This is a genomic window from Kluyvera sp. STS39-E (assembly GCF_040932435.1).
GTDB lineage: Bacteria > Pseudomonadota > Gammaproteobacteria > Enterobacterales > Enterobacteriaceae > Kluyvera.
On the sequence record NZ_JBFQGA010000003.1, the window covers coordinates 484,642 to 497,496 of the forward strand.

General features: G+C 54.8%; 10 protein-coding genes. 3 read left to right on the top strand and 7 right to left on the bottom strand.

What is annotated here, in order from left to right; translation table 11 throughout:
• Window positions 1-53 precede the first annotated feature (53 nt).
• The 6 genes from narI to AB4K05_RS08940 form a co-directional block, all read right to left on the bottom strand.
• Complete coding sequence (narI, locus tag AB4K05_RS08915) at window positions 54-734, bottom strand: respiratory nitrate reductase subunit gamma (RefSeq protein WP_368479618.1); 681 nt, start codon at window positions 732-734, stop codon at window positions 54-56.
• A complete protein-coding gene (gene narW / locus AB4K05_RS08920) occupies window positions 731-1,426 on the bottom strand; it encodes a nitrate reductase molybdenum cofactor assembly chaperone (protein ID WP_368479619.1) in 696 nt (231 codons plus the stop codon). Before narW ends, narI begins: the two co-directional genes overlap by 4 nt.
• A complete protein-coding gene (gene narH / locus AB4K05_RS08925) occupies window positions 1,426-2,952 on the bottom strand; it encodes a nitrate reductase subunit beta (RefSeq protein ID WP_368479620.1) in 1,527 nt (508 codons plus the stop codon). The genes narW and narH overlap by 1 nt, the downstream gene beginning before the upstream one ends.
• The gene (locus tag AB4K05_RS08930; protein ID WP_368479621.1) at window positions 2,949-6,689 is read right to left on the bottom strand and encodes a nitrate reductase subunit alpha; all 3,741 of its coding nucleotides are present in this window, start codon (window positions 6,687-6,689) and stop codon (window positions 2,949-2,951) included. Before AB4K05_RS08930 ends, narH begins: the two co-directional genes overlap by 4 nt.
• A gap of 137 nt (window positions 6,690-6,826) precedes the next feature.
• The gene (locus AB4K05_RS08935; protein WP_368479733.1) at window positions 6,827-8,215 is read right to left on the bottom strand and encodes a NarK family nitrate/nitrite MFS transporter; all 1,389 of its coding nucleotides are present in this window, start codon (window positions 8,213-8,215) and stop codon (window positions 6,827-6,829) included.
• 174 nt (window positions 8,216-8,389) lie between these two features.
• On the bottom strand, window positions 8,390-8,971 hold the full coding sequence (locus AB4K05_RS08940; protein WP_368479622.1) for a TetR family transcriptional regulator: 582 nt from the start codon (window positions 8,969-8,971) through the stop codon (window positions 8,390-8,392).
• Window positions 8,972-9,091: 120 nt separating this feature from the next.
• Here AB4K05_RS08940 and AB4K05_RS08945 point away from each other — a divergent pair, with 120 nt between their 5' ends.
• From AB4K05_RS08945 to AB4K05_RS08955, 3 genes are all read left to right on the top strand, one after another.
• The gene (locus AB4K05_RS08945; protein WP_368479623.1) at window positions 9,092-10,582 is read left to right on the top strand and encodes an MFS transporter; all 1,491 of its coding nucleotides are present in this window, start codon (window positions 9,092-9,094) and stop codon (window positions 10,580-10,582) included.
• Window positions 10,583-10,804: 222 nt separating this feature from the next.
• Window positions 10,805-11,206: an antitoxin Xre-like helix-turn-helix domain-containing protein gene (locus AB4K05_RS08950; RefSeq protein ID WP_368479624.1), complete on the top strand. Its 402-nt coding sequence runs from the start codon at window positions 10,805-10,807 to the stop codon at window positions 11,204-11,206.
• The gene (locus AB4K05_RS08955; RefSeq protein WP_368479625.1) at window positions 11,203-11,898 is read left to right on the top strand and encodes an RES family NAD+ phosphorylase; all 696 of its coding nucleotides are present in this window, start codon (window positions 11,203-11,205) and stop codon (window positions 11,896-11,898) included. The genes AB4K05_RS08950 and AB4K05_RS08955 overlap by 4 nt, the downstream gene beginning before the upstream one ends.
• On the opposite strand, the gene yddG is transcribed toward AB4K05_RS08955, so the two are convergent.
• Window positions 11,895-12,773 carry an aromatic amino acid DMT transporter YddG gene (gene yddG, locus AB4K05_RS08960; protein ID WP_368479626.1) on the bottom strand — a complete coding sequence of 293 codons (879 nt, stop codon included), beginning with the start codon at window positions 12,771-12,773 and terminating at the stop codon, window positions 11,895-11,897. The genes AB4K05_RS08955 and yddG overlap by 4 nt on opposite strands.
• Between the last annotated feature and the right edge of the window lie 82 nt (window positions 12,774-12,855).

Below are 12,855 nucleotides of genomic sequence, written 5' to 3' on the forward strand. Positions count from 1 at the left end.
CTCCCTCGTAGGCCCGATAAGCGAAGCGCCATCGGGCAGATGGCGCACAGGGATTACCGACGGGAACGTACCACCTGATAGCGTCGGGTCAGATATTCGATTGGCGCGCTCCAGACGTGAACCAAGCGGGTGAATGGGAACAACAGAAATATCGTCATGCCCAACACCAGATGCACGCGATAGACCCACGCCACGCCGTCCAAGTGGGCGGATGCGCCGCCATGGAAGGTGACGACCGCTTGTGCCCAATCCACCAGTTTCAACATTTCGCTACCGTCCGGATGCTGGGCGGAGAACGGAATGGTGGACAGGCCAAGGCAGCACTGAATCAGCAAAATGCTGAGGATCAGAATATCGGCCGTGCTGGACGTCGCCCGTATGCGCGGGTTAAAGAGGCGACGGATCAACAGACCGGCACCACCGACCAGCGTCAGCACGCCGCAGGCTCCACCCAGAATCATTGCCATCAGCTGCTTTTGCGATAGCGGCAGCCACGACTCATAGACCCAGTGTGGCGTCAACATACCGAAAAAGTGACCGAAGAAGATCCCGAGAATGCCGACGTGGAACAGGTTCGACCATAACACCATCCCGCGCTTGTCGAGCATTTGGCTTGACGAGGCGCGCCACGTGTATTGGCCATAGTCATAGCGCAGCCAACTGCCGAGCAGAAACACCGTGCCGCACAGGTAAGGGTAGATATCGTAAAAGAAGACGTTGAGATACTGTATCATTTCGGGCCTCCCGCACGGACGTCCACGTACTGTGGCGCCACGTCCTGGCTAAAGCGTCGTTGATAGCTTTGCAGCGGAGAACTGTCGCAGGCGGTGGCGTTATCTTCGATAAACTTCACCTGTTCCTCTTCCCAGACCGCATCCAGCGCCTGGCGGGTGTCATCGCGTGCTTCACCCGCCACCTGTTTAGTGACACTGTCACTTGATAGTTTGGTATTTGCCAACGTCAGCAGGGTATCAAACAGCTGATACCACGGCGCTTGGCGCTGTTTTAAGCGACCGCCAATTAGCGCCAGAATCGGCGCGACGTTCTGTAAACCTTCGCGAGCCTGAGCGTCGGGCAGAATGCTCAGATACTCCAGATACAGCGGCAGATGGTCAGGAAGTTCGCGGCAGTCGAGCTGTAAACCCGCCTGTTCATACTGGTTCATCAGCTCAACCATCGCCTGGCCGCGATCGCGAGACTCCGCGTGGACGTGCTCAAACAGCAGCAGCGAAGTGGCGCGACCGCGTTCGAAGATTTCACACCATTCGGCCTGTTTATCCAGCAGTGAAACACCGAGGTGCTGATCAAGGAAAGGACGCAGCGCCGGGGCATCGCTGTCGATAAGGGAGAACAGCTCCTCTTTGTTCTCCCAGCTTAGTTCGTCGGGGTATTCCAGCAGCAGCCCGATGATTTTCAGGACTCGCATTAGTCTTTCCCCCCAATGTTGATGGCGTCGATACGCTGGCTATTAAACAGGTTGAACTTGGTGTCCGACCCGTGACAGCCGTCACCGAAGGTGAAGCCGCAGCCTTTGCTTTCCGGGAAGGCATCTTCCGCCATTTCACGATGGCTAGTCGGAATCACAAAACGATCTTCATAGTTGGCAATCGCCAGATAGCGGTACATCTCTTCGACCTGCGCTTCGCTTAAGCCCACTTCTTCAAGCGCGCGAGTATCGGTGATGCCTTCCACGGTTTGCGAACGTTTGTAGTGACGCATCGCCATCATGCGTTTCAGCGCGCGCAGTACCGGGCCGGTATCGCCAGCGCTGAGCATGTTCGCCAGATACTGCACCGGAATGCGCAGGCTTTCGACGGCCGGCAGGACGCTGTCGGATTTCGGCAGGCCACCCGCATCGGCGACTGACTGAATCGGAGACAACGGCGGCACGTACCAAACCATTGGCAGGGTGCGGTATTCCGGGTGCAGCGGCAGCGCCAGCTTCCAGTCCATTGCCATTTTGTACACCGGGGAACGCTGGGCGGCGTCGAGGGTGTTCTGGGTGATGCCTTGTTTCAACGCTTCTTCAATCACCGCCGGATCGTGCGGGTCGAGGAAGACGTCGCACTGGCGTTCGTAGAGATCGGTCTCTTTCTCGGTGCTGGCAGCTTCTTCAATGCGGTCGGCATCATAAAGCAGCACGCCAAGGTAGCGAATACGACCCACGCAGGTTTCAGAACAGACGGTGGGCTGGCCAGACTCGATGCGCGGATAACAGAAAATGCATTTTTCTGACTTGCCGCTCTTCCAGTTGAAGTAGATTTTTTTGTACGGGCAACCGGTAATGCACATACGCCAGCCGCGGCATTTATCCTGGTCGATAAGGACGATGCCATCCTCTTCACGCTTGTAAATCGCACCGCTTGGGCAGGTGGCCACGCAGCTTGGGTTCAAGCAGTGTTCGCACAAACGCGGCAGGTACATCATGAAGGTGTTTTCGAACTGACCGTACATCTCCTTTTGCATCTCATTGAAGTTATGGTCGTGGGCGCGCTTTTCAAACTCGCCGCCGAGCAGTTCCTCCCAGTTCGGACCCCATTCAATTTTGTTCATGCGCTGGCCGCTTATCAGCGAGCGCGGGCGGGCGGTGGGCAAGTGTTTGCCCTCCGGCGCGTTGTGCAGATTCTGGTAGTCGTAGGTGAACGGTTCGTAGTAGTCATCAATGCCTGGGATCAGCGGGTTGGCGAAGATTTTCGACAGTACCCCAAGGCGACCGCCCATACGTGGTGTCAGTTTACCGCTGATCCCACGTACCCAGCCGCCTTGCCATTTCTCCTGGTTTTCCCAATCTTTCGGGAAACCGATGCCGGGCTTGGTTTCCACGTTGTTGAACCACGCGTATTCCATCCCTTCGCGGCTGCTCCAGACGTTTTTACAGGTCACGGAACAGGTGTGGCAGCCGATGCATTTATCGAGGTTTAAAACCATCCCAACCTGTGAGCGTATCTTCATTTTGACGCCTCCTGAACCTGATCGTTGCCTTCACCATCCAGCCAATTAATATTTTTCATTTTGCGGATCATAATGAACTCGTCACGGTTGGAACCGACCGTGCCGTAGTAGTTGAAGCTGTAGGCAAGTTGCGCATAGCCGCCGATCATATGGGTCGGTTTTGGGCAGATGCGGGTGACGGAGTTGTGGATCCCGCCGCGCCGTCCGGTTATCTCCGAGCCTGGAATATTCATCAGGCGTTCCTGGGCGTGGTACATCATGGTCATGCCCGGCGGCACGCGCTGGCTGACTACCGCACGGGCGGTGAGCGCGCCGTTGGCGTTGAACGCTTCAATCCAGTCGTTATCGGCAATACCCAGCTCTTTGGCGTCGGTCTCACTCAGCCAAACGATAGGCCCGCCGCGCGACAGGGTGAGCATCAGCAGGTTTTCGCTGTAGGTTGAGTGAATGCCCCATTTTTGGTGCGGGGTCAGGAAGTTAAGCGCTTTTTCCGGGAAACCGTTTGGCGGAATCTCCTTCATATGGCTGACGCTGCGGGTATCGATCGGTGGGCGATAGGCCACCAAGCTTTCGCCGAAGTCGCGCATCCATGGGTGATCCTGGTACAGCGATTGCCGTCCGGACACGGTGCGCCACGGGATCAGTTCATGTACGTTGGTGTAACCCGCGTTATAAGAGACGTGTTCATCTTCAAGACCCGACCAGGTTGGGCTGGAGATAATTTTGCGCGGCTGGGCTTGGATGTCACGGAAGCGAATTTTCTCGTCTTCTTTGTTGGTCGCCAAATGTCGGTGGTCGATTCCAGTAAATTCGCCCAGCGCTTGCCAGGCCTTGACCGCCACCTGACCGTTGGTTTCCGGGGCGAGGGCGAGGATCACCTCCGAGGCGTCAATCGCGGTTTCAATGCACGGACGACCTTTTGCCGGGCCATCCAGCTTGACGTAGTTGAGTTTGCCTAAGAAATCGACTTCGGTCTGGGTATTCCAGCCAATGCCTTTGCCGCCGTTGCCGAGCTTATCCAGCAGCGGGCCGAGTGCGGTAAAACGTTCGTAGGTGGCCGGGTAGTCGCGTTCGACGGCCACAATGTTCGGCGCGGTTTTACCGGGGATTAGGTCACATTCGCCTTTGCGCCAGTCGGCAATGGTGAACGGCTGGGCCAATTCCGCCGGAGAGTCGTGCTGTAACGGTTGCAGCACCACGTCGGTTTCAGTGCCCAGATGCCCCTGACAGATTTCCGAGAACGATTTAGCAATGCCTTTGTAGATCTCCCAGTCGCTTTTTGACTCCCAGGCCGGGTCGACGGCGGCGGAAAGTGGGTGGATAAACGGGTGCATATCTGAGGTGTTCATATCGTCTTTTTCATACCACGTGGCGGTAGGCAGGACGATATCGGAGAACAGACAGGTGCTGGACATACGGAAATCCAGCGTCACCAACAGGTCGAGTTTTCCTTCCAGCGCGGCGGTTTGCCACTCCACTTCTTCCGGCTTCACGTCGTCGGTCGAGCCTAAATCGTCGCCCTGAATCCCGCTGTCAGCACCCAGCAGATATTTGAGCATGTATTCGTGGCCCTTACCGGACGATCCCAGCAGGTTTGAGCGCCAGATAAACATGTTGCGCGGGTGGTTTTTACCGTTGTCCGGCTGCTCGCAGGCCATGCGGATATCGCCGGATTTCAGCGCCTGAACGGTGTATTCCTGCGGCGACATGCCAAGCTCTGCGGCTTTGGCCTTCACGGTCAGCGGGTTAACGTTGAGCTGTGGCGCGGACGGCAGCCAGCCCATGCGTTCGGCACGGACGTTAAAGTCGATCAGATGGCCGGTGTATTTTTCCGGGTTTGCCAAAGGAGAGAGCAGCTCTTTGGCGGTCAGTTTTTCATAGCGCCATTGGCTGGCGTGGTTGTAGAAGTAGGAAGTGCTATTCATCTGGCGCGGTGGGCGATTCCAGTCCAGCGCGAACGCCAGTGGCAGCCAGCCGGTTTGTGGACGCAGCTTTTCTTGACCGACATAGTGCGCCCAACCACCGCCGCTTTGACCGACGCAGCCGCAGAATACCAGCATGTTGATCATGCCACGGTAGTTCATGTCCATGTGGTACCAGTGGTTGACCCCGGCACCGAGGATGATCATCGAACGGCCGTGCGTTTTGTGTGCGGTATCAGCGAATTCAAAGGCAATTTTTTCGATGTTGTGGCGTGATACGCCGGTGATTTGCTCGGCCCAGGCGGGGGTATAGGCTTTCACCTCGTTGAAGTCTTTTGCCGCCAGTTCGTCGTCCAAACCGCGATCGAGTCCGTAGTTTGCCAGCGTCAGATCGTAAATGCTGACCACCAGACGCTGGCTGCCATCAGCGAGAGTCAGGGTTTTGGCCGGGAGTTTGCGTACCAGAATCGGGTCCTGTTTGACGCTGCGGAAGTGCGGGTTTTCGTTGCCGCCAAAGTAGGGGAACGCCACGCCCGCGACGATATCACGGTTATCCAGCAGGGATAACGTCAGCTCCGTCTCTTTGCTGCCGGCCAGCGTTTGCAGATTCCATTTGCCTTTTTCACCCCAGCGGAAGCCGATAGAGCCGTTCGGCACGACCAGTTCGCCGTCGCGGTCATAGGCGACCGTTTTCCACTCCGGATTGTTGCTTTCACCCAAACCGTCAACTAGGTCGGATGCGCGTAGCATGCGGCCTGCGCTGTAGGAACCGTCCCCGCGATCGTCTAGCATCACCAGCATTGGCATGTCGGTGTAGCGACGGCAGTAGTTGATAAAGTAGTCGCTCGGATTATCGAGGTGGAAGGCTTTTAAAATCACATGGCCCATGGCCATTGCCAGCGCGCTGTCGGTGCCCTGTTTGGGGGCCAGCCATTGGTCACTGAGTTTGGCAACTTCAGAGAAGTCAGGGGTGATGGCGACCGTCTTGGTGCCTTTGTAACGCACTTCGGTAAAGAAGTGGGCATCTGGGGTACGGGTCTGCGGTACGTTAGAGCCCCAAGCGATAATATAGCTGGAGTTGTACCAATCCGCGGATTCTGGCACGTCGGTCTGCTCGCCCCAGGTCATCGGTGAAGCCGGCGGCAGGTCGCAGTACCAGTCATAGAAGCTCAGGCAAGTGCCACCAATTAGCGAGAGATAGCGGGTGCCGGCGGCATAAGAAACCATCGACATCGCTGGAATAGGCGAAAAGCCGGCCACGCGGTCCGGGCCATAGTTTTTAATCGTCCAGACGTTGGCGGCGGCAATCAGCTGGTTTAGCTCTTTCCACGACGAACGGACAAAGCCGCCTTTGCCGCGAGCTTGTTTGTAGCTCAGCGTTTTTTCCGGGCTTTGCATGATGCTATCCCAGGCCAGAACCGGATCGGGATGTTGCGCCAGCGCTTCACGCCACAGTTCAATCAGTTTTCTGCGTGCCAGCGGATACTTCAAACGGTTAGCGCTGTAGAGATACCAAGAGTAACTCGCGCCGCGCGGGCAGCCACGTGGCTCATGGTTTGGCAGGTCGGGGCGGGTGCGGGGGTAGTCAGTCTGTTGGGTTTCCCAGGTGACAAGCCCATTTTTGACGTAAATCTTCCAACTGCATGAGCCCGTACAGTTTACGCCGTGCGTTGAGCGGACGATTTTGTCGAACTGCCAGCGCTGGCGGTAGCTATCTTCCCAATCACGGTTGTTGTCATAGACCTGTCCGTGACCGTTGGCAAAGGTCTCGCCTTTCTGCTTAAAGTAGCGAAAGCGATCCAATAGTTTACTCATGACATTCCTCCTGCTCCGATAATGTCCGGCATCGTGCCGTCGCCGGATGGTGACGCAACGGCGTCTTATCCGGCCTACAACACCGCACGATCCTGTAGGCCGGATAAGGCGTTAGCCGCCATCCGGCAAATTTCTCGTTATTGTTTTGCTGGTTTACGACGGCCATAGACCAGCCACGTCACCAGTACGCAGACAATGTAAAAGACAAAGAAAACTTTCATGGCACCGACCGGCGAGCCGGTCATAGCCAAAGAGGTACCAAATGCTTTTGGAATGAAGAACCCGCCGACAGCGCCAATAGCGGAGATGAAGCCCAGTGCCGCGGCCGTATCGGTTACTGCTTCATGCTGGGCCTCTTCATCGCTGCCGCCGCGTTTTTTGACGCTATCGATGGTGATTTGACGGAAGATCACCGCAATCATCTGGAAGGTCGAGCCGCTTCCCAGACCGGCAGTCAGGAAGAGCCCCATAAACACCACGTAGAAGGCGACAAAGCTGCCGGAACCAGTGCCTGGCAAGGTCAGGAACAGCAGACCGCTGAATAGCGCCATCAGAATAAAGTTAACCAGCGTGACTTTCACGCCACCCAGACGGTCGGAAATCACTCCGCCAAAGGAACGCGCCAGCGCGCCAATAAACGGCCCGAAGAAGGCCAGCTTGAGGATGTTAACGTCCGGGAACTGGGTTTTTGCCAGCATGGCAAAGCCTGCGGAGAAGCCGATAAACGAACCGAAAGTGGCGAGATAGAGCAGGCTTAACAGCCACATGTGCGGGCGCTTAAGTACCGGAAGTTGATCGCGCACAGAGGCTTTTGAGCTGGCGATATCGTTCATGCCAAACCAGGCGGCAATCGTGGCGATAACCAGCAGCGGCACCCAGATGATGGCAGCGTTGCTGAGTGCAAGGGTTGAACCGTCTTCCTGCGTCACGCCGTGGAAGCCGATAAAGGCGAACATTGGCAGGAAAATCACCGCCGGGGCTACCATCTGCATCACGCTGACGCCGAGGTTGCCCAAACCGCCATTAACGCCCAGCGCGCTGCCTTGCTTGGCTTTCGGGAAGAAGAAACTGATATTACCCATGCTTGAGGCAAAGTTGGCGCCGGCAAAACCACACAGCAGCGCGATGGTGATAAATACCCAATATGGAGTAGCGGTGTTTTGAATGGCGATCGCCAACCAGATGCAGGGAACAATCAGGATTATCGTGCTGAGAACCGTCCAGCGGCGTCCGCCTAAGATAGGCACCATAAAGGAGTAGGGTACGCGTAATATCGCACCGGAAAGCGAAGGGAGTGCGGTTAATAAAAAAAGCTGATCGGTAGTGAAATTAAAACCAACTTTATTGAGATTGACCGCAACTGCGCTAAATAACATCCATACGCAGAAGGCAAGTAATAAGCAGGCAACGGAAATCCACAGGTTTCTCCTTGCAATTGATTTTCCTTTGTTTTCCCAAAAGGCCGAGTTTTCAGGTTTCCAGTCTTTTAAAAGATAATGATTCTCTTTCTCATTATTTGCCATAATACCCTCGAGAGCAGCACCATAAAAAAGAAACAAAGGAAAAACAGCGAAGTATGGAAGGGGGGATTATTATCGCCAGGCCGTTTTATCTCTTTATCGTTGAAGAATAGATAAAAAAAGCGCGTTGTAAGAAAACGCGCTGTGAATAAAACGTTGTTAATTGTTACTAAGTGTAAATTAAGCGGGGTTAAGCTCTATCGTAATATAATGTTGTATATAGCGAGTAAAGGTTTCGTCATTAATTTCATTCATGCCCAACGCGTAAATTCCGTCTAATCCACATACCAACGCAATTAATCGCCAAGCAATATTTTCTGCGCTATCGATAGGACGAAATTCATTGGCCTCTGTGCCTTGTAAAATGAGCGCGACGGTCTCTTTATGCCACATGTCCATCGTCAGCAGATAAGCGCCCTTAATATCGTTATCGCTGTCGGCCAACAGCTGCGCTTCACGCCATAGGCGGATATAGGGTTCCAGGCGACCATCGTCACTGCCGACCATGGCGAATAGCCGCTCGTGCCAGTTGGCATCATCGGCCACCAGCGGCATGTCGAGCATTTCGCGGATTAGCCGCACGAAAGCCAGCGCTTTGAGTTCGCCAATGGAAGTGAAGTGGTGGTGCACCTGGCCGCTTGCGACGCCAGCGACCGTGGCGATATGACGTACGGTCATCGTTGTAAAGCCGCCGCTTAGCGCCACCTGCATGGCCGCTTTGAGGATCACTTCACGCCGTTCATCCCGGGATAAATAGTTCATATTTCTTCGTTTAGCTGAGGTTTACCTGAGAATAACAAAGAATTGGACATGCGTTCAACATTCCGGCAGGATCCTTTTCCTGGACAAATGTCCAAGATAAATGAACAGAGGATTTACGTTATGTCACGCCAATGGTTAACGCTTATGGCAATTTTAATGGTCTATATTCCGGTGGCGATTGATGCCACCGTGCTGCACGTTGCGGCACCGACGTTAAGCGTTGCGCTGGGAACCAGCGGCAATGAGCTGCTGTGGATCATTGATATTTATTCATTAGTGATGGCCGGGATGGTCCTGCCGATGGGTGCACTCGGCGATAAAATTGGTTTTAAACGTTTGCTGCTGCTCGGCAGCGGGATATTTGGTATTGCCTCACTGGCGGCGGCTTTTTCACCAACCGCGATGGCGCTTATCGCTTCCCGTTCGCTGCTAGCGGTAGGGGCCGCAATGATTGTCCCGGCAACGCTGGCGGGGATCCGTAGCACCTTTGCGCAGGCGAAACAGCGCAACATGGCGCTCGGGCTGTGGGCGGCGGTGGGTTCCGGTGGGGCGGCGTTTGGTCCGCTGGTGGGGGGGCTGCTGCTGGAGCACTTCTACTGGGGTTCGGTATTTTTAATTAACGTGCCGATTGTGCTGGTAGTGATGCTTTGCAGCGCGCGGCTGGTTCCACGTCAACCGACGCGCCGCGAGCAACCGCTGAACCTGACTCAAGCGCTGATGCTAATTGCGGCGATTCTGATGCTGGTCTACAGCGCGAAATCGGCGCTTAAAGGGCAGATGGCGTTATGGATTGTCGGCCTCGTGGCGTTGGGCGGCATGTTGCTGCTGGTGACTTTTGTCCGCCAACAGCTGGCGGCGGCCAAGCCTATGATCGATATGCGCCTGTTTACTCATCGCATTATTCTAAGCGGTGTGGTGATGGCGATGACTGCGCTGGTCACGCTGGTGGGCTTCGAACTGTTGATGGCGCAAGAGCTGCAGTTTGTGCATCAGAAAACGCCGTTTGAAGCCGGAATGTTTATGCTGCCGGTGATGGTTGCCAGTGGTTTTAGCGGGCCGATTGCCGGCGTACTGGTGTCAAAGCTGGGGCTGCGTCAGGTGGCAACCGGCGGCATGCTGCTGAGTGCGTTTAGCTTCCTGGGCCTGTCGGTGACGGATTTTAGCACTCAACAGTGGCAGGCGTGGGGCCTGATGGCACTGCTGGGCTTTAGTGCCGCCAGTGCGCTACTGGCGTCAACCTCGGCGATTATGGCAGCAGCGCCGAAAGAGAAGGCGGCGGCAGCCGGAGCCATTGAGACTATGGCCTATGAGCTGGGTGCCGGGTTAGGGATTGCCTTGTTTGGTCTGATCCTGACGCGCAGCTACGGCGCAGCGATTGTGGTACCGCAAACGTTAGATAGCGCATCCGCCGCGCGTGCTGCGTCGTCTATTGGTGAAGCCATGCAGCTGGCGCAGTCGCTGCCTGTGATCCCAGCGCAGGCGCTTGTCGAAGCGGCGCAGACGGCGTTTATCAGTGCGCACAGCGTGGCGCTGGGTACGGCTGGTGTGTTGTTGTTGGTGCTGGCACTAGGGATCTGGCGCGGGCTGGCGAAAGTGCCTGAGGTGGCGTGAACTTAATCAGTTACATCGTACATTAATGCCCGATGGCGCTTCGCTTATCGGGCCTACATTTCCTTCGTTGGCCCGATAAGGCAACATCTGCTGCTCAGTGTGCACAATCAAGCGGCGTCTTACACTGCTTATGTACATTATTGAACGCTTGCGCTAGTATTGTTGATAAGTGGACATTGCGCTACATGACGCAATGTCCCGCATCAATAAACAGGAGGCAATATGGCCACAGCACAAGAAAGCCACGTAAACGGCAATATTGATACCAGCAAAGCGTTGCCGGTAGTCTTCCGGATTTTGGAAAAGTGGCACTGCAGCACAGATGAACAACTGCGATTGCTGGGTATCAGTTCACGTTCAACATTGAACAAGTACAAAGAGTCGAACGGCGGCATCCGCCTGAGCATCGATATTCAGGAGCGAATGAGCTACATCCTGAATATTCATAAGTGCCTGCGGCTGCTGTTTTCTGCGGATGACAGCATCTATGGCTGGGTGCGTAAACCGAATACCCATCCGTTCTTCGCCGGTCGTTCAGCGATGGAAGTGATGAATGGCGGACGGGTTGCCGATCTGTACGAGGTTGCTACGCGTCTTCAATCTTGGCGCGGGGGGATGGCTTGAGTACCGAAACCGCACCCTTGGTCGAATTTAACAACGTGACGGCTTACCGCATCATTCCCAGCCGTTATCCGACTATCGATTTATTTGAAGATGTCGCCAATAGCGATGAACTTGAAGCCGTATGGGCCGTTGAAGCGCTAACCAATGAGCGGTTGCTGGAATCGGCAGGCGAACTGATGCGGGTGCCGAAAGACGATTGGCTGGTAGGATTGCATGGTAGCAGCTACGTGATGGCGGCCTTTACGCACATTAATCCGGAAGGGGCGCGATTTACCACCGGCGATTTTGGTGGCTATTATTGCGCGCCTCAGATGGATACCGCTATCAAGGAGACGGTGTACCATCAAGAGCGCATGCTTGGCTATACGGATGAACCGGCGCAAAAGATCCAGATGCGGGTGTTATGCACCAAGTTTGATGCCACCTTAGTCGATATTACCGATGAACCCTTTATCTCTTCACCGCTCTATCACGCCACCGATTACAGCCAGTCAAAAGCTTTCGCCCAGACGCAAAAAATGCATAACCGCGACGGCATTCATTACCGTTCGGTTCGTCATATAGGGCACACCTGCTTTGTGCTGTATCGGCCTTGTCTGGTCACCCAGATTTTACAGGCCGAGCATCTGGAATATCATTGGAATGGTCGCGCCATTACCAACATTCTAAGCATCAAGCTGTACGGTGATTAGCGCCGCGTCGCCTGCCAGCACAGCAGAGAGCCAATGCAGACCATGGCGGCACCTTGCCAGAATGACCACGAAAGGGCGGCGCTTAACAAAAATGCCGCCAGCGCTGATGAAAGCACCGGCGTAAAATAGGACGCCGCCGCCAACAGGCTGACGTTACCGTGTAAAATTCCCACATTCCAAGCCGCATAGGCTAATCCTAATGACATGGCGCAGGTCAGCAGTTTAATCACCACCGGCCAACTGAAGACCATTGGCGGCTGATCGCTTATCAAAAATTTCACCCACAGACTCAGCGCCGTTAATAAAACAAAAAGGGTGATGCCGTTTTTGCCTTTGGCGAACTTGGTGGTGACCGTACAGTATGCTGCCCAGATAAACGCGCCAACGAATGCCAGAATATAGCTCAGTGGGCTGGAGATAACGTTGCTGCTTATTTCTGCAATATCCAGTCCGTGTTCGCCGCCTAATACCCAGGTGACGCCAACCAGCGACAGTAATAATCCAGGAATAACCAGCCAAGTGGTTTTTTGGCCGTTGAAGACAATAGCAAACAAAATGGTCAGACTGGGCCACAGGTAATTAACCATGCCCACTTCAATCGCCTGCTGACGCGTCCCCGCGTAGCCTAGAGAGAGTGCAAGGCACATCTCATAGCTGACAAAGAACACACTGCCGACCAGCAGATAGCGTGGCGGTATTTGGCGCAATTGCGGAAAACCAACGGTAAAAATCAGCAAGATACCGCTGAGACTGTAGATCATCGCTGCGCCGCCAACTGGCCCCAGTCCCTCGCTAACGCCGCGAATAAGTCCGACCATCGTACTCCACAAAATAATGGCGCTAAACCCAATGAGCGTTGCTCTTTTCTTATCCATGCCTGACCTGATGCATTAACCAACGAAGTCTGCGGTTATAGCATTTTTTCGCCAGCATCGGTGATATTTTTCCTCGTCGGTT